The 19,583-nt window shown below is 44.9% G+C and carries 22 protein-coding genes; 8 read left to right on the forward strand and 14 right to left on the reverse strand.

The features are described from left to right. Positions 1-4: 4 nt before the first annotated feature. The 5 genes from FMM72_RS00430 to FMM72_RS00450 all read right to left on the reverse strand — a co-directional run bounded on the left by FMM72_RS00430 (position 5) and on the right by FMM72_RS00450 (position 4,804). Entirely contained in the window at positions 5-1,933 is a 1,929-nt protein-coding gene (locus tag FMM72_RS00430) for a hypothetical protein (RefSeq protein ID WP_162220208.1), read from the reverse strand. A gap of 32 nt (positions 1,934-1,965) precedes the next feature. After that, positions 1,966-2,679 carry a hypothetical protein gene (locus tag FMM72_RS00435; protein WP_162220209.1) on the reverse strand — a complete coding sequence of 238 codons (714 nt, stop codon included), beginning with the start codon at positions 2,677-2,679 and terminating at the stop codon, positions 1,966-1,968. A gap of 1 nt (position 2,680) precedes the next feature. Then, positions 2,681-3,334 carry a hypothetical protein gene (locus FMM72_RS00440; RefSeq protein ID WP_162220210.1) on the reverse strand — a complete coding sequence of 218 codons (654 nt, stop codon included), beginning with the start codon at positions 3,332-3,334 and terminating at the stop codon, positions 2,681-2,683. Positions 3,335-3,622: 288 nt separating this feature from the next. After that, entirely contained in the window at positions 3,623-4,420 is a 798-nt protein-coding gene (locus FMM72_RS00445) for an Rpn family recombination-promoting nuclease/putative transposase (protein ID WP_347561204.1), read from the reverse strand. Positions 4,421-4,447: 27 nt separating this feature from the next. Then, on the reverse strand, positions 4,448-4,804 hold the full coding sequence (locus tag FMM72_RS00450; RefSeq protein ID WP_162220211.1) for a hypothetical protein: 357 nt from the start codon (positions 4,802-4,804) through the stop codon (positions 4,448-4,450). A 519-nt stretch (positions 4,805-5,323) separates the two neighbouring features. On the opposite strand from FMM72_RS00450, the gene FMM72_RS00455 reads away from it, so the two are divergent. The 7 genes from FMM72_RS00455 to FMM72_RS00485 all read left to right on the forward strand — a co-directional run bounded on the left by FMM72_RS00455 (position 5,324) and on the right by FMM72_RS00485 (position 9,993). Next, positions 5,324-5,917 (forward strand): RNA polymerase sigma factor, encoded by a 594-nt coding sequence (locus FMM72_RS00455; RefSeq protein WP_162220212.1) that lies wholly within the window; start codon positions 5,324-5,326, stop codon positions 5,915-5,917. Further along, entirely contained in the window at positions 5,907-6,677 is a 771-nt protein-coding gene (locus FMM72_RS00460; protein ID WP_162220213.1) for a DUF4367 domain-containing protein, read from the forward strand. The genes FMM72_RS00455 and FMM72_RS00460 overlap by 11 nt, the downstream gene beginning before the upstream one ends. A gap of 90 nt (positions 6,678-6,767) precedes the next feature. Then, a complete protein-coding gene (locus FMM72_RS00465; RefSeq protein WP_162220214.1) occupies positions 6,768-7,160 on the forward strand; it encodes a hypothetical protein in 393 nt (130 codons plus the stop codon). Between the two features lie 26 nt (positions 7,161-7,186). Further along, a complete protein-coding gene (locus FMM72_RS00470) occupies positions 7,187-7,891 on the forward strand; it encodes an ImmA/IrrE family metallo-endopeptidase (RefSeq protein ID WP_162220215.1) in 705 nt (234 codons plus the stop codon). After that, complete coding sequence (locus tag FMM72_RS00475) at positions 7,888-8,133, forward strand: hypothetical protein (RefSeq protein WP_162220216.1); 246 nt, start codon at positions 7,888-7,890, stop codon at positions 8,131-8,133. Before FMM72_RS00470 ends, FMM72_RS00475 begins: the two co-directional genes overlap by 4 nt. 180 nt (positions 8,134-8,313) lie before the next feature. Next, a complete protein-coding gene (locus tag FMM72_RS00480; protein ID WP_162220217.1) occupies positions 8,314-8,742 on the forward strand; it encodes a sigma-70 family RNA polymerase sigma factor in 429 nt (142 codons plus the stop codon). Positions 8,743-8,907: 165 nt separating this feature from the next. Continuing rightward, complete coding sequence (locus FMM72_RS00485; RefSeq protein ID WP_162220218.1) at positions 8,908-9,993, forward strand: M23 family metallopeptidase; 1,086 nt, start codon at positions 8,908-8,910, stop codon at positions 9,991-9,993. 78 nt (positions 9,994-10,071) lie between these two features. Here the strand turns inward: FMM72_RS00485 and FMM72_RS00490 are convergent, their stop codons facing one another. Beyond that, positions 10,072-10,599: a hypothetical protein gene (locus FMM72_RS00490; RefSeq protein WP_162220219.1), complete on the reverse strand. Its 528-nt coding sequence runs from the start codon at positions 10,597-10,599 to the stop codon at positions 10,072-10,074. A 64-nt stretch (positions 10,600-10,663) separates the two neighbouring features. Between FMM72_RS00490 and FMM72_RS00495 the strand changes: the two genes are divergently transcribed. Then, positions 10,664-11,080: a phage holin family protein gene (locus FMM72_RS00495; RefSeq protein WP_162220220.1), complete on the forward strand. Its 417-nt coding sequence runs from the start codon at positions 10,664-10,666 to the stop codon at positions 11,078-11,080. A gap of 378 nt (positions 11,081-11,458) precedes the next feature. Here FMM72_RS00495 and FMM72_RS00500 read toward each other — a convergent pair whose 3' ends face one another. From FMM72_RS00500 to FMM72_RS00535, 8 genes are all read right to left on the reverse strand, one after another. Then, positions 11,459-12,196, reverse strand: coding sequence for a recombinase family protein (locus tag FMM72_RS00500; protein ID WP_162220312.1), 738 nt, complete (start codon positions 12,194-12,196; stop codon positions 11,459-11,461). A gap of 150 nt (positions 12,197-12,346) precedes the next feature. Continuing rightward, positions 12,347-12,952, reverse strand: coding sequence for a hypothetical protein (locus FMM72_RS00505; protein WP_162220221.1), 606 nt, complete (start codon positions 12,950-12,952; stop codon positions 12,347-12,349). 676 nt (positions 12,953-13,628) lie between these two features. Further along, on the reverse strand, positions 13,629-14,090 hold the full coding sequence (locus FMM72_RS00510) for a single-stranded DNA-binding protein (protein ID WP_162220222.1): 462 nt from the start codon (positions 14,088-14,090) through the stop codon (positions 13,629-13,631). A 241-nt stretch (positions 14,091-14,331) separates the two neighbouring features. Next, positions 14,332-15,105: a hypothetical protein gene (locus tag FMM72_RS00515; RefSeq protein WP_162220223.1), complete on the reverse strand. Its 774-nt coding sequence runs from the start codon at positions 15,103-15,105 to the stop codon at positions 14,332-14,334. A gap of 336 nt (positions 15,106-15,441) precedes the next feature. Beyond that, positions 15,442-17,316, reverse strand: a complete 1,875-nt coding sequence (locus FMM72_RS00520) for an ATP-dependent helicase (RefSeq protein ID WP_162220224.1) — start codon at positions 17,314-17,316, stop codon at positions 15,442-15,444. A 109-nt stretch (positions 17,317-17,425) separates the two neighbouring features. Beyond that, the gene (locus FMM72_RS00525) at positions 17,426-17,806 is read right to left on the reverse strand and encodes a hypothetical protein (RefSeq protein WP_162220225.1); all 381 of its coding nucleotides are present in this window, start codon (positions 17,804-17,806) and stop codon (positions 17,426-17,428) included. 393 nt (positions 17,807-18,199) lie between these two features. Continuing rightward, the gene (locus FMM72_RS00530) at positions 18,200-19,240 is read right to left on the reverse strand and encodes a hypothetical protein (protein WP_162220226.1); all 1,041 of its coding nucleotides are present in this window, start codon (positions 19,238-19,240) and stop codon (positions 18,200-18,202) included. Further along, entirely contained in the window at positions 19,237-19,467 is a 231-nt protein-coding gene (locus FMM72_RS00535; RefSeq protein ID WP_162220227.1) for a hypothetical protein, read from the reverse strand. The genes FMM72_RS00530 and FMM72_RS00535 overlap by 4 nt, the downstream gene beginning before the upstream one ends. Positions 19,468-19,583 lie beyond the last annotated feature (116 nt).

Consider the following 19,583-nt stretch of genomic DNA (forward strand, 5'->3'; position numbering starts at 1 on the left):
CACCTCAATTTGTTTCGGCAATACTTTGGTGGATATTTGTACGAACGAGATCAATGTCATCTGGGTCTTCACCAACGGAAGGAAGGATGGTCAATTCAGCGGCTGCCCGCATATCTCCATTCAACAGGACAGTCATCTTTGCCCAGTTGATTGCTTCTCTTGTCCCTACGCTACCCCCCTCAATTTCCTGTGGGCAGTTTTCCTGCACACGAATTACCGTCTGCACAATTGTGCGGCAATCTGCTTCGGAGAGATTTGGGACATGCGACTGGATACGGGATACCATTTCATCTTCACTGGGATGATTCAGGTCGCATTTCACTTCGATTCTGCTGTATACTGATTGGTTTCCATCCGTCGTGCCGGCGTAGCCAACATTTTGCGTAAACACAACAACCGTATCCGGATGGCGCTGGATCACCTCGCCGGTAGGCAGCCGGAGCTGCCCATGCTCCAGAATATTGTTTAGTCCAACCAACACACCTGGCTTTAAAATCGTGTTCATCTCCTGCAGCTCTACCAGCCACCCCTTTTGAAAACCCAGGGTAAGATCTGAGTGAACTACTTTGAACTTAGAGTTTTCCCCACCAAACATGCTGATGTCTTTCTTACAAGCACTCATTAACTTGGAAACCAGCGCAGCAAAACATTCTGCCTCGCCTGCCTGGTCATTTTTCCGGCCTGTGATATGCTCATAAATAACATCCGGCATCGAAGCAATCTCTAAAAAGCTCGGTAATACCAGGTCGCTGTCACGCATGGCATATAAAAAATAGTCATACAGTTCAGCATCACTCTGGATAGGGGAATCCGTATTGGGGAAAAGGTTGCTGGTGAGGTCAAAAAACTCCATCTCAGCATGTCCGGTAATGACTCCATAGGGACTACCGAACATGGTTGCCAATGCTTTTGCGCCTTCAGTTTTTCCAGAACCAGCGGGGCCTCGCATCATAACATTGCGGAAGGGCTTCTTAAAGACTGACGAACCAGCTACCGCTTTGGCGATATTCAGTACAGATGGAACGGGAATGTACCAGTCGGGGATAGTAAGCAGCCGGCTCCTATCCTCCTCGTCATAAACCCTGTCAGGGTTGATCGAGTACATATTTGCTTCCAATTTCGTAACAGTGGATGGCGTTATGGTTTTCAAAATACCATCCAATACAATAAGCTGCGTCTCTATGCGCTCCACATTGCCCCCCTCTATACAGAGTGTTGTCTGCAAGTCAGAAGCGAAAAAAACGCGGGGATTGTCGGTCATGGTATATCCAATCTTTTCGCTGTGCATCAATCGCTTCAAACAGCTATTACGGGCGTTCAGGAAAGTGCTATTGGCCTTGAAAGGGGCCTCCATTTCACCTTCTTTTCGAGGGTCAACATTGTCTTTGAGTTGGCAATAAAGTTCTTTGACAATGGAAATTCCTTGGTTTGGGCCACAGGTAAACATAGAGTTGTATTCTCTGGCAAACTGGGCTGCGATGGTGGCAAAGGTCCCCGCGTTGCTTTCTGCCAACATGATGGCATAAAGCATAGCTACGATGGCCTCCTTTGTTTTTCCGTCAATAAGCGACAGATCATGCCAGGCGCCGGCTGCCCAACGGCTTCCTCTGAGCTCATAATGTTCAAAACGGGAATATTCCAAAATGAGCACTTCATCACCCAAGGAATACTCAAAAAAATAGCGGCTTACATCATCGGCGGCATAGCCGGCCGCATTGGATGATGTAAAAGCTGCGGGATTTCTTTTGACTTCAAACAGACGAAAACCTGTGCTGTCGGCTTCCTTACCTACGACATTGGCCATTGCGTTAGTCGTGTGATTTGGAATGCCATACTGCGCCAGCGCATCAGAAAACAGAACTTCCATCCGGCCATTCAAAACAGTTGGTGATAAAAGATCTGTGACGATTGTGTAAAGCGTTCTTTTCGGCATAATATTTATTTCCTTTCCATTATCATTTCATATCAATGCTGGCCGGCTTCCAGTCCATCCATCGACTGCCCCCAGCTCACAATCAACTGCCCATCTTCTGTAAGATCCGCTGCTATGCCATTTTCCTCCAGGATAGCAATTAAGGCAGAAAGTACAGGAACCTCGACCGGCAGCCGAAGTTCCTCGTACTCATTGAGCAAACAGGTATGTTTTGTGGGGTTTTTATTGGCGATATTGGAGAGCAGTTCCGCAAGGCGGTCTTCCCCTGTGCCATACTCGTTTTCCTCACTCCACCACGCCGTAGCAATTTGGACAGCTTCTTCCTCGTTGACTGGCCGTACACAAAGCGCTTCCGGCATAAACGAGTGTGCGGATAGAGAAGAAGACTCCGGCGCAGCAGGATCATTCCGTATAAATACGCCAAATTTTTCCTCGAACTCTTCATCGTTCATCTTCTGCACAGCTGACATGATATTCGCTGCCCGTTTATATCCGGCAGATGCCTTATGCACCGTCTCTTTTCCGGAAGAAACGACCACCTGAAGACTTTTCAGAAACGGCTGTGCCAGCTCTTTACAAAGACGGAAACTCTTTATGAACAAGTTCCGGCAAGGGCCGACGCCAACAAATAGCAGCAAAGATACCTTAATAAAAGCTGGCAGCGCGGCAAAAAACCGCATAAGACAGAACAGCAAAGCTACCCCTATCAGAAATTGGTAGGTTTTTGTGTTTTTTCCATAAACCATTTTAATTCTCTCCCTTTTTAGTCTGTGGCCGCTTTGCGTAGCCCAGGTCGTACAGTTTTAATCCAAGCAAGCCGAAGCTGGTAGCCTCAAACTTGCCATGGGCAATGACATGTGACTTTTCTTTCAAATTCAGCCGGTTCACCTTGTCGGCAACCTCATTGTATCCGGTAGCATATACAGAGAGGTAGGTTTCCTGCTCAAAATCTGTATCCGGATTACAAAACAGGGTAAATGCCACCTTGCGATATGTGCCTGTGTCCTTGAAGATATCCGAGTCGGAAACCTTCCGCACACCTCCCTCCATCTGTATCATTGAATAGATCGGGTCGGTTTCTGCGCTAATACAGACATCCCAGGCATAAAGCCGGATATGGTCAATTTCCTCGCCGCTTTTCCGATCCTGGTACAGCATCCGCCGAACGGCACCTGTAACACGCAGGAGATTGCCAGCGGCAATTTCTTTCTCAAGCCAGGCAGCGGTTTCCTTCAGAGGGCGTACACCAGACCGGTAGGAAATAACAAGTTCTATCTGAATAGAATATTCAGATTTGTACTTTCCCTGAAAAGAACACAGCAGCGTTGCCGATTTGCCTTTCTTTGAAAATACAAATTTCTGTTCAACGGGGCGGAGATCCATAACTGCGATACAAGCCATCTTAAAATTCTCCTTTCAAAATCATAGGGTTTTGTTCGTTTTCTATATATAAAAAGCACCTGTTTAACCGAAACAGGTACTTGAATAGATAATAAAAAAAGGCACAACTGCGCTGAAAAACGCAATTATGCCTTACGGTTTATACCAGCTCCCATGCTCACGGTAGCGCGGAAGCCTTACTTAGCCCCCAGAGAGAGCAAAAAAACATTTGAACAACTAAGATTGTAAGCCGGATTTTTTCCAGTGTCAAGGATAAAAAGAGAACCCCCGCCAAAGGCGGGGGTTTTTCTATTGAAGTAGCTTTTCTATTTGGGAGCGTTCATCTGTTGAAAGTTCCAAAAAGTCACACGCAGCAGCGAAAGTATAATTGAGTTTTTTCATCAGCTTTTTGACATCTTCGACTCTGCCTTCAGCTCTGCCTTCGGCTCTACCTTCATTCCGAATTTCTTCTGAAATCTTACACATTTGACTAACTCCTTCCTCTTCGGTTTTGTAATACCGGACGCTTTGCGCCAGTAGTTTATTGCTCATATCATCAGGGTTTTTGCAGAAAAAGTCATGCATCAAATCCCCCATTGGGTCATTTCCACGGTACTGCCCATTAACATATATGATATGCTCCTTATCATCGAACAATTCACCGGTTTCCTGGATAACACGCTCGACATGATAAAGCGGCAGCTGTTTCCCAAAATAATCATTTTCAGTGATGAAAATGACAAAGGTTTCTGGCAGCTTCTCATATTCATCACCTGGCTCGGTGACATTGGAATCCATCATACTGCTGTTGTACCGCGCCCGTTTGCGGGAAGCTCCCTTATCCGCACGCTGTACCTCGATATTGTAGAGGACATTTTCGCTGTCAATGGCCAGAATATCCAGCCGTACAGAACGCCCCCAGAGGTTCTTTAAATCATCCTGTGTATGAACCTCGATAATCTTCAGGTCATCTCTCTGAAGTACGCGGTTGATTAGAAGCTGCGAACATGCCTTGTCTTTGAATACTACAGTCATAAAGGTATCATCAATCAGACGATAGTTTTGAATGCGCTCCAGATCCTTTTGCCGTTTTCTGTCAAAATCCACAGCTTTCACCTCCTTCTATATTTTATATCATTCCATCTGTTTCGTCAATACGCCCAGATTTTCCGAGCTTTTACGCAGCATCGCCCCTTCCACAAACTCTATTTTCCCATCCATAAAGCGGTAAAGTGGGATATTATGCTCTTTTGCAAAGTCAATCTCTGCCTGCATCCCCGCCGAGATTACAGGACCGCAGATAATCAGACCCGAGCAATGCCGAAGCACTTCTAAACCATATTGGAGAACCATCCTCCTGGCAGCCGGCTCAGCGTCGTTGATAATCTCCGGCAGATATGCGTGGGGAGCATAGGTAAATACCTGCTCGTCTGGGAAATCACGCTCCATAGCGTCCAACGCAGCGGCCTGATACTTCCTTGCCCGCTTCATGTTCAGCTCCATTTCGGCCTCTGTCGCTGCGGATAAGGGAGATGCAATATAAAACACAAGGCTGTCCGCAGAATAACTGCACACCTCCAGGTGTCTCTGACAGGTATTGCAGTACAACATAATTGTTGGGTTTTTCATATCCTGGCAAATAACCTGCAGCTGATGTCCCGCATGGGGGTATTGTCTTTGGTTTTTCATGGAAATATCTCCTTCCATAATTTCGACTTATAATCGTTTTCTATGTAAAAAGCGCCTGCCTCGGCACTTGGGGCAACAAAAAAGGCACAATCACGCTACAAAGCGCAACTGTGCCATTATAAGTAGACCGGCTCTCCAAATTTCTAAACAGCAGGAGCCTTACTTAACCCCCTGTGGGAGCAAAAAACATTGAAACAACTAAGATTGTAGTCCGTATTTTTTCCAGTGTCAAGTCACTTCACGAACTGCAATTTTTCACATAGCAAAATGTTGCAAATTTCGCATAGCTTCGTCATATTTAATAGAAGGGAGGTGGTAAAAATGACTTTTATTATGCTGCAAGCGATTGAAAATGAAACAGATCGCAATAGACTGACAAACTTTTATATCCAGTATTATGCTCTGATGAAAAAGAAAGCCGCCGAGGTTCTCTCGAAATTCGGCCTGTCCAATGATACGAAACTTTCAGAAGATATTATACATGACGCGATGGCCAGGCTGATTCGCAATCTCCATACGGTCACATCGCTCAATGAACCTCAGCTTGTGGGTTATGCAATTAAAGCAGTTCAATCCTGTGCTTATGACTGTTGCCGCAAAGCAATATCACAGCAAAATCTGGTTGAATCTAAAGGAATACTGGAGGGTGCGCAAGAAGAAAAGGTTTGGGAAGATCCTGTAAGTTACTTTGTTGAGGAAGACCCGCTGATACGCTTAGGTCATGTGTTGGACAAGCTGCCACAGAGAGATCATGATATTTTGATTTATAAATACTTTTTAGATTATAGCGATAAGAAAATTGCTGATCTGTTGGGAATAAAGGAGGGCTCTGTAAGAATGGCTCTGGTTCGTGCCAGAAGAAGGGTAAAAGAGTCCTGGGAAATGCCAATAAAGGAGAAAGCAAATGATTTATAACAACGAGGAGCAAAAGCGAAGATTTGAGGACGAGCTATTCAATACAGCCTTATTGGGCCTTTTAGAAATTGAGGGACGCGAGTTAATAGAAGAAAATGAACGCCTTTATGCAGAAGCAAAACAGCAAGTCCCTTCTGGTGCCCAAATACGCCAGATCAGACGGATGTTCCAACAGCACCAACGACATTTAAGAATGCAAAACACTCTAAAATATACAGCTCCAGTTTTGGCAAGAGCAGCGGCATATTTTCTGGTATTTTCAGTAGGAACAGGAACGATTCTGTTTGCATCAGCCGACGCCTGGGAGGTGTTGTACCAGCTAATGAGTTTCCGTCACGACAAATACACACAGATCTATCCGCCCCAGGAGGCAGAAACAAATCCGGCGGATTATACCCCATATATCTCAGCCGGTATGTCTTTTGCACCTACTTATCTGCCGGACAAAATGGACTTGGATAATATTGAAAAGACCCGATATAGCTTAAACGCAAGTTATTCCAATAGTGATGACCTATCTTTATATCTTCTATTTCGGCAAATTGTTCCAACCAGCGAAGCTGCTGTCCATCTGGACACTGAGAATGCTGAAATGGTACGAGGTATACTAATCGACAACAGCGAGGGCTTATTGGTGGTAAAAGAAGGCTCCACACAGATTATGTGGAGCGTGAAAGGAAGCCTACTCTCTGTATCTACCAATTTGAGTACGGATGAAGCAATACTCTTTGCTGAAGGGATTCAGCATTTGCAGGATTGATTTTTCAAAATTTTTTTCGTTTTTTGGTTGCATTTGGCTTTATGGTCCGTCTTATTATATGAGAGCAAACTCAAAAAGGAGGAAAATTTTATGAAAAAATTTATCAGTCTGGGGTTGGCCGTATTGATCCTTGCGGCCACGACCTGCGCCGCCTACGCTGCCAATGCCCGATATGCGCATATCCGGCAGTTCACCTTTGATGGAGAGGTAAATGCCACCTCTGTATATGGTGAAACTTATGTGGTACTTGGGGGAAGTTACTCCTCTGAGACGGTCATTACACTGGAGCGCTCCTCCGATGGTGGGCGCACCTACCGCAATTACCGTAACCTGGAATCCAAAACCTCTTCCAAAACCTACTATTCTGCATCTGGAGAGGCCAGCGGGCTCAGCACATCCTACGATTACCGGCTCAAGGCGGAGGTTTATGTTTATGACGAAGATGGGGATGAAATCGACTACGCATACGATTATATCTACTAACCTCTTCTGAATGGAGGTCGATACGATTGGTCGTTCTTTCAAAATCAAATTTGGACGAGCTTGCAAATGTTGTGCTGTCCGATTTTTATAGCGGCGCCTGGCCCGAGTTTGAACCCATTGATATTGACCGGCTGGCGGCTGAATATCTGAACCTCACCGTCTGCTATGAGAACCTTTCTTCAGATGGCAGTATCTTAGGTGTAGCTGCCTATGGAGGGTGTACGCTGGCGTTGCCGCATATCCAGATAGACCTTTGCCCTGGTATGGTGCTGCTGGATCGCAGCCTAATATCAGAGGATAAGGCCACTTACCCCCTGGAAGGGCGGCGGCGTTTCACTTTGGCGCATGAGTGTGCGCACCAGATACTTTATCGGTACGAATCCGCAATATCTCAGGAGCAGATTTGTAGGCCATATTCTCAAAGGCGTGCGTTTTCCCTGCGTGAACTGAAGACACACGAGGACTGGAACGAGTGGCAGGCAAATGCCCTGGGAGCGGCACTGCTGATGCCGAAGAAATTATTGGACAGGTCGCTGTTCACCTTTACCAATGGCGAGAAACTGGCTTGCTTTGCGGGTTCACTTTCACCGGAAGGGTATAAGTGTCTGGACAATATGAGCCGCTTTCTTGGTGTATCCCGCACCGCCCTGATGATTCGTCTCAAATACTTTGACTACCTTGAGGAAAGGAGGGCAAGGGAGTCTTTTGACCCATTAGATGCTGTATTATGAAAAGAGAATTTGTTCCGCCAACGCCTGATATGATGGATAAAATCCGTCAGGCCGAAGCTGCTGTCGCTGGACATGGATACCGCAGTATGAAGTGTCCATATTGCCATCATCGTTCAATTATCGTATTTGACGATGCTCGTGGGCATATTCAAAGTAAATGCAAGGTCTGTGGCAGGGAAACTGTCTTTGACCTGGTGAACATGAGAAGGATTCCTCTGTCTATACAGAGTTATCTGAACTAAACACAATAGAATAGGTATAGCTGTGCTATAAGGGGCCGCCTGATGGCGAAGACTTCCTAAGCCGCATGATGGTAGAGTTTTTCACGAACTCTGCTTCTTCATTGCGCTTAGGAATGTCCACCATCATGCGGCCTTTTGTTTTCTCCTCTCGGCCCCCGCAGCGGGAAGGAGAAAACAACAATGGCAAGAAAAAAGGCAATTCGTGATCACTACTACATCTCCCTGGAGGGTAAGAAAATCGAGGTCAGTCAGGAGGTCTACTATGCCTGGTATGGCGGGGAAAGGCAGGAACGCTATCAAGAAGAGCGTGCCCGGCACTTTGGAGTCCGCACATTCAGTAGTATGGGTGATGAAGAAAACGATATTTTGGAGGCGCTGCCTGGAGCAGAGGATACCGAATCTCAGGTGGAGCGGAAAGAAGCGTTTCGTGAGTTGTATGCGGCGCTGAATTGTTTGCCGGAAAAGGAGCGGGAGATACTTTTTGAGATCTATTTTAAGGGACACACCATTACACAGATTGCTCGGCGGGAAGGGGTAGACGAAAGCAGTATTCGCTGGCGTCGAAATACTGCTTTGAAGAAACTGAAAGAATATTTCGAGAAAAACTAAAAAAATTTTGAAAATCTCTCCCGGATATACTCCGTTTTTAGGATATAAAGTGAGAGGGTTTTAAGACCACCTCGAAGCAAGTGAAAGCCCTACCCCTGACAGCTCGCCGCGGAGTGCCGGATGGAACAGGGTTTTCAGAAATCAATTTATAGGAGGAAAATTATAATGAAGAAATTCGAAGATGGCAAAACCTATCGGCTGATTAACCGGGCGGATAGTGCCAGACGAGCTTTGAATGTGCTGTCTGATTCCAAGCCTGCAGCACTTACAAATGTGTGCCTGTATAAGTACGATGCGAATGATACATGCCAGCAGTGGATCTATAAGGAAACAAGCAAGGGAAAGTATTTTGTTTGTAAGGCTAATACCGCTTTGGCTTTGGATCAGTTTACAGGATCTTCTTCCACCGCAAATGTCAAAAATTATAATGCACATGTTTATGCTCCTTCTGCAACTTCCTACATCATACCAAAGTATAGCTATGACAGCAATGGCGAAGTATCGTATGTGCAGATCCAACTGGCTAATGATACTACTAAGTATCTGACAGCTAATGAAAATGCTTCTGGTACAGCTGCAGGCAAGGATGTTAATGCAGCTGGTAATGTCTACTGGTACAAGAAAGAGGGTGTAACTCCCAAAAGCCAGGATTGGATTGTGGAAGTTGTTGGTGAGGAAGAAAATCCGAACCCCAGTAATCCCTATGCTGCACTAAACTGGAAATATGTGTTTGATGATAAGAGCAATTCTTTTGGCTACTATGGTTATGATCCTCGTGGCGTTTATCATTTGCACTGGGGTATTGATGTAATTTGTAATGCAGGAATTAAACTTCGTGCACCTGCAAAGGCTACAGTATATGCGGTTGGTGGCAGTACATTCCAGCATTCTGGAAATAAAACTGTCAATATTGACAACTGTGCTCCGCATGGCACTATGGGATATTTTGTTGTCCTTAAAATGAACCAAAATGATCCTGTTACCAATCGCCCTATGTATGTTCGCTTCCTTCATATGCGGGATGTTCCGCTGGTAAGATACGGTGATACCGTTACTGCGGGCGAACTCTTAGGATATGTAGGCAATACAGGGGCAAGTGATACTGCACATCTTCACCTGGATATCAATACAAAGACTTCTGCCCAATACTATGGTGATGGATTCTCGACTTCTAACACCATTAACCCTGTCAATTTCTTCCCTGATGTTTCTTTCCCCAACCGATACTACGAGTATGGTATGTATGAATAATCAGGAATAAGTTGATTCTCCATGCAGATTCTTTAATAATAAATAAGGGGCGGTCAAATTATGATCGCCCCTTATTTACTATATTAAATTAAGTATTTCATTGATTGCTGTATCAGAAACTATTTTATATGGGCCATATTTTTCCTCATTTTGGATAACAAAAAACGGCTCTAACCCAATACAAAAGATAGGTTTGTCTTCGTCAGCAGTTCCGTAAAACTCAAACCAATACAAACAGCCATGAGTCAAACTTTCAGTAATAGGGTCTGTATCGGGTTCTTCATCATAAAACTGAAAATCACTCCAGTATTCAATGATTTTTTGCAAACTATTGGCATCTGTAATAGTGTGATACTCGCCCATTGTCCCATCATAAAAGCATATCTTTTTAATATCTTCAAAAGATTCTTCAGATTCAAAAAGTGTGTTGATAAAAAAGGAGGAATTTTCTTCAACTATATTTTTTTCCTCACTTTCAGAAAACTCCGAAGCAGCTGAGGATATTTTATTATCTTCGCTGCTAACGGAAGTAATATCCTTTCGTTGTGAGCAAGCACTCAAGCACAAACAAAGGGCAATCGTTACTAACAAAAATCTCACTTTCACAATAAACACTCCTTCATTAGCCTGGCTCCATTTCACCGTAAGCAAAGAGAAAGGGGGGATAAAAATGGATGAAAATGAAGCGATGTTCGCCGGCTTTTGCGGCGCCTTGGCTGCCTTATCGGAAAGCTATGGCACCATACTTTTGCTCTGCTGTTCTTTTATCGTCATTGATCTGGCCACCGGCCTTGCCAAAGCGAAGATAGAAGGACGCATCAACAGCACCATCGGCTATAAAGGTTTCTGGCGCAAGACCGCTTTGGTTTCTGCGCTGGTATTCGGTATGTGCCTGGATTCGCTGATGGAGTATGTAGCCGGTCCAACGCTTTCCTCTCCCATCGGGAGGATACTGGGCCTCTACATAGCGATCAATGAGTGCATCTCCATCTGCGAAAATCTTATCACCTGCGGTGTCAGAATGCCAAAATTTGTTTCGGAGGCCCTGACAACAGCGAAAAGTCACCTGGAGCAGAAGCAAAAGTAGGAAAAGGCTGCCCTTGCGGGCAGTCTTTTTTTGCTGGCTTTTTCGGTATTTCATTATACGCTGTCAAAATCTGACTGTCAAGCCTGGTCTGACCCCATCCCGCTCCTTCGTTCGCAAGATTGCCTTCTTAAACGGGAGCCGGCCCTTCTGTCCGGCTGTTCCTTCATACTGCATATCCTTTTATAATAGTAGTAGAGTGTGGCCATAAGGGTCAAAACGACTTTTCCCCGGATAGAAACTTCAGAGTTGAAGGGTAGGTCGATCAAGAAATCGACCATATTACCAATGAGAATACAAAAAATAACCGGTGCTATACTAAATTCGCCTATCACAGAGATGTAGAGTATCAGCGTGCTTCCAGCTTTCGGGCGGGTTCGCTTAAAGGCTTTCATCTGGAAGGACCTCCTGGCCGGCAGCCTCATCATCGGCGACCATGCCTTCCTTCAATTCTCTCTTATATTTATAATAGGTATTGCGGGAGAGCCCTGTCAGTTTCATCACTTCTATGTCGTTCAGCGTCCCACAGAAATCCTTGGAGTGCTTTTTGATGACCTCTTTTGCATCCCGACTCTTTTTCGTTATCAATACGATACCCTGCCGCTGGCCAATCTGTTTTCCATTTAGGCGAGCGGTTTCAATTCCCTCTTTGGTACGCTGGTGCAGATCGGTGACTTCCTTCTCGGCCTGTTCAAACGCCAGGCGTATCTGCTCCTTTGCCAGCGCCATCAGGTATTTGTTAATACCTTCCAAGATATAATCGACGGTGGTGCCGGTCATCGGTATCGCATTTTCCAGGGCGTTCCGGTAAACGCTTGTGTTGATGTGCGGCTCCTTGAGAAATTCCAGGGTTACATTCCGGCGGAATAACTCTTCGTATGTACGGAACCCTTCCTCCGCATTTCTGCTCATTCGACTGACACTATCGAAGATGATGCTGTCACCTTCCTTTACACGGCTAAACAGTTTACTCCATTCTTTCCGGTCAATCGTGGTTCCAGTGTAAGTTTCCTGCACAATGACTGCTTCAGGGTATTTTGCCTTGATGTTTCTAATCTGCCTTTCGATGCTCTGCTTTCGGGTGCTGATCCGGACATATCCATAGCGACTCACTGCCATCTCTCCTTTCTTCAATTTCATATCAAAACTAACGACCGTTTCATTTGGTATGGGAATTTCAAACCTGCGATACCTTTTCATAGATAACTTTTAATACTTTTTGTCTGTATGTCAGATTTGATACTTATAAGTAGCCTGCTTGTCCTCCGCTCATGATTTTTCCATATTGGGGAAGGGAATGATGATCCCCCTTTTTTCTGCCTCGGCAGATGAATGAGTATTTCGACTCTTCTTTTTTGTTTTCTCAGGACCAGAGGCAGCAACATTGATAGAGGTTAATACAAACTGCACTGGAACAATTTGGCGTTTTTGAAGCATACGAATTTCGTATATTTTAAATCGCCCAGGCACGGGTATCTGGATGTCCGCATTTGTTACAATGCTCTGGGTCAGACTAGGAGCAATCCCTCTATCAATTCCCAATTCGGCCACTTCATCTGGTCGGGCAACAAAAGGGTGTTTAGATAATTCCTTCGCCCGTCGCCGCAATTCTCTTTTGGCAGCGCTCAAAGAAGCAAAATATCTGACATTGTATTCCTTGGGACTATGCAGTTTTGAAATAGAACCAACTGCTTCTATGTTACTGACCTTATAAATCCGGCCCCGACTAAGTTCGGCAATAATTTTTTTATGCAGGTCAACAAATTCTGCTTCCTCTTCAGAGAGTTCCCAGTTATGCTCGATGGCGTCAACAAACTGCGTTAGGTAGCTGATCAGTTCATCTCGGCTCATATTATTTGAAATCATGGTATTCACCTTCCTTCATCCTATATATAGTGCAAAAGCATAAAAAAAGCGACCGTTTCAGATCGCGCTTTCTGAAACAATCGCTTTAGGACAGCTGATCCGGTGTGCGGCCGGCCAATCTGCCCGTTGACACAGCTGCACCTGCTGCGTCAAATTGCCGGGGTAGAAAATAAGAGGTAAATACATGGGCTGCACAATTCAGATTTTTTATCTGCCTCTGTGCAGAAGAGGGGGCTGTATAAAACTCGGACCATTGCCCCTTCGCCTAACAGCAGGCGGCATCATGCGTTATTTATACGGCACTGCCGTTCAGCTCCAGCATGGTAGGAGGTGTTGCCGTATCTCCTAAACGGAAAGCAAAAAGTCAATCACATTTTGCGCTCCATTTAGGAGATACCAAGAAATATATTGATGAAGCAGAAAAAGGGGAGTTTTTGTGCCCAGTTCCCAATCTTCACCGGAAAGCTGCGGTTCCCTGGAGCAAGCTCAACAGGATCACATCGCACATTTTTACCCATTAGGTAAAGATATATAATTTAAGTATAGTTAAATTATAGGTCGCTTTTTTTCCGGTGTCAACCAGCGGCACCGTTATTTTACCAATCATTTTCGCAGAAAAAAAGCCGCCCGGAGGCGGCTGGAGGCTGTGGGCAGCCAAAATCATAAAACCAAGGAGCTGTGTGCATCAAAACGGAAGGTCATTATCGTTGCCTTCCAATTCTTCAAAGTCATCATAAGATGGCTCGGAATAATCCATTGTGGCCGGCGGCGTTTTATTGGGAACAGAAGCTGGTGCCGTAGCTTGTAGTGGCGCTGCTGCGCCATCTTTCTTACTGCCACAGAAATCAAAGCTCTGAACTTCAAATTCCACCACAGTGATAGGATACTTTTCGCCCTCGATATTTTTTTTGTAGCTGGTATATTGAGCTTCAATCAGCAATTCAGAGCCCTTTTGTGTGTTATTAGCCAGTCTTTCTGCCAGGCCACGCCAGGCAACGAATGAAGGATATTCTGTAATTGTTCCTTTATCGCCACCAACATAGCGATCACAGGCAAGCTGGAATCGACACACAGCATGACCATTGTTTGAATGCTTCAGTTCAATAGCCTTTGTGAGACGACCGTGGAAAACAGACTTCATAAACATGATTTTGTTCCTCCTTGAATTTTTACTTATTTCGTTTTCTTCAGAATTGATTTTACATAACAAAAAGGCATGACAGCACCATTTGGGCGCAATCATGCCTTTTAGTTTACACCAGCCATCCAAACTTCCGAAGAAGTTGGAGCCTTACTTAGCTCCAAGGGAGCAGAAAAATCAATACTGAATGGTAAAAGCATAGCCCAAAATTTTTCCAGTGTCAAGGTTCTATATGGACCTGCTTTTCCTATCCGGCAGATACCAGGTTATTCCGACTGGTATAACCACTCTCTTGCAGCAGTTCGGTCAGATCTTTGACCGCATTTTGGAGGTAGGGATTGTTTTCAAAGCTCTCTTGAGCAGACAAGCACTCGGAATATTTCTGCTGAGCTTCAGCTAAGATGGACTGCCGTTTATCGATTTCTTCTTGAATGTTATTAAGAAAAGCCCCTGTATTGTCACAAGCTCGTGTAGCAGCTTCCTTTGTATACCAGCCTAAACCTGTCAAATAATTCTTTAAGGCGCCTCTCTTTTGGAAAGAAGTCTTCCGTAAAGGAATCTCGCCGGCACAGATGGTTCGTACCCTGCTCTCCAGGCTTTTCATTTCATTCACATTGGCTTGTGCCGTTTCACGCACCTTTTCCGCATCTCGTACCCGATACTCCAGTCCCTTAACCACAGATTCAAAAACGCTTTCATACCGATGGGCCTTAATATCAATTATCATCAGTTCAAACTCCGGATCACGATAACTGATGCGCAGCGGGGATAGCGGTTCCTTTGTCGCCCGTGTGATTTTGCAGTTGGAAAGCGCCGGCAACCTGCTAATCTGTCCAATCAGGACCTCATATACCTCGTCTTCTCCATACCCAAGAAACTCCATCGTCTTTTGCAGAAGATTGGGTTTATATGCATCATAGAAGTTCTGTAGTATCTGCTCTGGAGAATCCATGATATTTTTTAAGCGCTCTATCTCGGCAATAATTTCTTTCACCTTTGAATCAAATTCTTTTTTGTCCATGAAAGCACCTCCTATTTAAGATATAGTAGTAAAACTGTTTTTTTGCAACCGGCTTTGCCCTATCACTCGCAAAATTTACGCATGACATTCCTCCTGCTCTATGCTATAATAAAGTCAGAAAGTTACAGAACAAAAAAATGCGGATTGACCACCTGCAGTTCTGGAATACTTTCCATTTCCTTGAATCATCAAGGGTGTTTCGTTTTCTGTGTATGGATGCCACCCGTTGTAGGTATCCGCAGAAAAGCCGCTCAGTAGGGGCGGCTTTTTTGTTTGCAAAAAGCCCCTGGAGTGATTTTTACAAACACTCTCAAGGGGCTTTTGCAAAGACTATCATCAAAATATGTTGTTCATCGGAAGGTTGGAGGCATTTTCCACCTTCAGCAGATCTTTTACATCCTGCAGGAAGGGGCTGACATAAACTATATTGTCCTTGCGCATCGTTACAGCGCTCAATTCCAGGCTGTCAATCGCCCTGGTCATTGCCACATATAAGATACGCCGCTCCTCTTCACGATTTTTAGAATCTACATGAGGGATGATACCATCTACACAGGTAACGATAAAAACATGTGGGTATTCAAGTCCTTTAGATTTATGAATTGTAGAAAGGCTTATCGCATCATCACACTGGGCATTTCGCTGATAGGCCAGTGTTTGCATATCCACATAGTCCAATAGATCCTGTGCTGAATCAAACTGATCACCCAGAGAAAACATTTCCTCAACACTTTCCATCCGTTCTTCATAGAGGTCGTCCGCTGCATTGGTTCGCAAAAAATCCCGATATCCAATCGTATCGTAAATATAATAAAGCAGCATTGAGAGGCTCATGTGGCTATTGCGGTTAAGCCACAACAGCTGGTTAGAAAGAATATCTGCTTGCTTTTTATATCGCCATTCCTTGGCCAACGGATTTGCCGTAAGCGCCTCCCAGGTCGATTTCCCATTCTTTATTGCTGTTTCCACCGCTTCTCGAAATTCTTTCCCAAAGAAGCGGTTCGGTCTATTGAGAATCCGTAAAAGTGCCTTAGAATCCTGCGCATTTACAGCCAAACGAAAATAGTCCAATACATCTGCTACATACTGCTGCTCCCAGAAACAAGAGCCCCCTTGCACAACAAAGGGAATATCTCGCAAGAGTAGTGCTTCTTCAAAAACCCTGGAAATGGAATTGGTTCGATACAGGATAGCAATATCGCTGTACTTACAGCCGGCCTCGTGCATCCTCTTGATTTTTCTGGCCACTCCATTTGCCTCTGTGTGTTCATCCTCATAAAGAGTGAATGATGGCACCTTTCCTGTGCTGTTTCTACTGGCTCTCACCGTTTTTTTAAATTGGTTGGTATTTTTCTTAATGAGAGCATTGGATACTGCGATAATCTCAGGCGTTGAACGGTAGTTCATGTCCAGATATACCATCTCCGCCTGGGGAAACCGTTTGGGGAAGTTGAGGATATTCTGCACATCCGCTCCTCGGAAACCATAGATGCTTTGGTAATCATCCCCCACAACGAAAAGATTGTCACCAGGGGGAGCTATCAGCCGTAGCAGGGCATCCTGAGCAGGGTTGGTATCCTGGTATTCATCCACCAGAATGTAATCCCAATGACGCTTCATAGATGCAAGCAACTGCGGATCGGACCGAAGCAAGTATACTGGCATGTCCGTCATATCGTCAAAATCATAATATCCATTCTGGCGTTTATATAGCTCGTACTTTTGATAAACCTGGTATAACTCCGCCAGTTCCGGCGTTGTCTCCTTAGCAGATGGCAGCTGTCCAGGCTGCTTTAAAGTTCCTTTCAAGATGCCAATAAAGGAAGAAATGTGTTTGGGCGCTGCATCTTCTTCATCCAGGATTGTGTCAGCCATCGTTTCTTTAATGAAGTTAATTTTTTGATACTCTCGGATCAGCTCTTTCCCTTCGATGTATCCGCTGCTTTTGAGAATGCGCAGACCCAAGGAATGAAAGGTACTTACAGTCAGTTTCACATCTCCAATTTGGGCAGAGATCCGCTCCTGCATTTCCATCGCAGCCTTTTTAGAAAATGTGATAGCAAGTATCCGTTGTGGTTGGACACCCTGGGCCAGTAAAGCCTGTATCCTTGTAACTAATACCGCAGTTTTGCCACTGCCGGCACCAGCAATCACACAGCATGGACCACTTACATGGTGAACAGCCGTTAGCTGGTTTGTATTCAGTTCCATAAAAATTCTCCTTACCTATTTTTTCCCTTATAAGAATTATAGGGATGATCCGTAAATATTGCGACCAAAACAAAGAATGCCTGGCATAAGCCAGGCACCTTGTAGAAATTCATTTGCTACTCCCCAGAGCCAAAAGATTCGTGTCCCTGTTAAAATCATGGATACTGCCTTCCAAAACAGCAATCGTGTTCTGGTCCAGTTTCATGGAGCTTTCTTTATTGCAAGGAGCAATTCCTGTTTTAATCATTCTACGAATTTTTAAAACTGCCAGGGCAATGCTGTTGCAATCCGAAATCGAGGAATACACAGCATTGGACTGTTCCTGTGAATCAATTTGCTCCGCCACATTATTGTAAAATTCCGAACGGACACCACTGGCTTCTTGATACTGAATCAAAATCTGTCGTTGCTCTTCAGGTGTCAGCCGGCTCTGCTTGTTATGGAGAATAGCTTCTTTTTTCTCAACCGCAAAAATTTCATTTAATGTCATGGTAATTTACCTTCCCTTAAAAACAAAAGCTGCCAGGAGATGCATGGCGCCCTGACAGTTTGTTGGTTTGATAGCAATTCCTATAAAAAAGGACATGCTAACTTATTTCTTTACTTCGGTGCGTACTGAAGCACGAAACAGCGAAGTTCTGTAATCGCGTCCGCTGTTACACCATAAGACCCATCATTATTGATAAAACAGCTGATATATACTCCAACCAGAACGATACCATAAGCACCGTGTTCATCTGTGTAAAATCCTGGCGGGCGGTAATCTCTGATCTTCTGCATACAGGCGTCTTTGTTATTTCTTCCATAAAGCAACGCCCTTGATTTCCAAAACTGTGGACACAATACTTCTACTGTGTCCACAATTCTGTATTTTCGTATGACCTTACCGGCTATTGTCGGTATTCCGACTACACAGTTTCTGATGATAGCCCTCAGCAAATGCGTCAGCCTTATCGGTACAGAATTTTAGATCTGCTCCATCTGGCTCACAGAGCACCGCTCTGACAATCATATGCGATGTATGGCTCCAAATACTTTCCCATTCCTCTTTATAGGGCAGTATTCCACCATCCTTCTTCTTCCACTGATTCCTTGCGAAATTCCGAAGGTAGTGTTTCGCAAACATATTGGCAATAAACTCATTGGATGTGTAGAGCATTACCAAAGTCTGTTCTGCTTGGGTAGAAGGAGGTACGATTCCGGAAGCGAATGCTTCCTGGAGTGCCCGAACCAGCATTTTGTTGAAATCATCGGTGCGACCGCCCTTGCCGATCTCGATCTGCTCGCCGGTTCCAATATTTTGGATAACAGCGGCATATCCAATAGCAGGGCTGTTATCATGTTTGGCCTTGGCGGAAGCAATATAGAGATGAAAGGTATTCACTGAGCGCTCAACAGAACCTGTAGCCTGGGGTGGCAGAACAGCTGCCGGCGCAGACTCTCCTGCCATCCCAGAGGTGATAGGAGCAGTTTCCGTGGGCTGGGTATCCTCTATCATAGTTGGCGGAGTAGCTGGTATGGTAAAATTGCTGGGGCTTGCTGGCGGAACCGTAGGGACGCCTCCAGACTGCTCAACAGCCTGTGATTCACGCGCTACTTCTGTGGCCAGCTTTTCCCAGGTGGACTGCAATTTCCGTTTTGTCAAATTGACCCAGTTTTGTTCCGCAAGCAGACCGTCTTCCAGGTCTTTTTTGGTGATGGCTGCGATGCGATGCAATTCCTTGGGGGAAAAGCCAAACAGATAGGTCTGTCCATTATAATGGATTGGCTGATTGAGGTCGCTTATTTTGACAAAGGTAATCGGGGTGAACAGCACACGGAAGGAATACCCGTTGTTCACTATCTCATAGTTAGTCGTTTTATTTAAGCTGGCCCCGGTGATATAGCCGACGGTCAGGCAATAAAGAGCTTTTGACTGTTTCATTTGTCTCCTCCTTGCTTGCTTACGATTTCCAACATATCATTGGGAACCACCAGTGCTCCTCCTCCAATTCGAAGAGTTGATGTTCCATTCTGCTTATCTGTGAACGCTACAATCTGGCCAGTGAGATTTTCCACCGTCCCATTTTTGATACTGATTTGCAGAATGTGACCTTTGATTTTGACCTCGGAAGGCTCGTTTAAAAGGGCCTTGTTATTCCGCTTGCACATTTTGTCTCCTTTCTTATCGAGGGTTGTTATTCGTTTTCTGTATATAAAAAGCGCCTGTTTAACCAAAACAGGCACTTGAATAGGCAATAAAAAAAGGCATAACCGCATCAAAAGAC

Source organism: Anaerotruncus colihominis, assembly GCF_010206195.1.
In the GTDB taxonomy this organism is placed as follows: Bacteria; Bacillota; Clostridia; order Oscillospirales; family Ruminococcaceae; genus Anaerotruncus; species Anaerotruncus colihominis_A.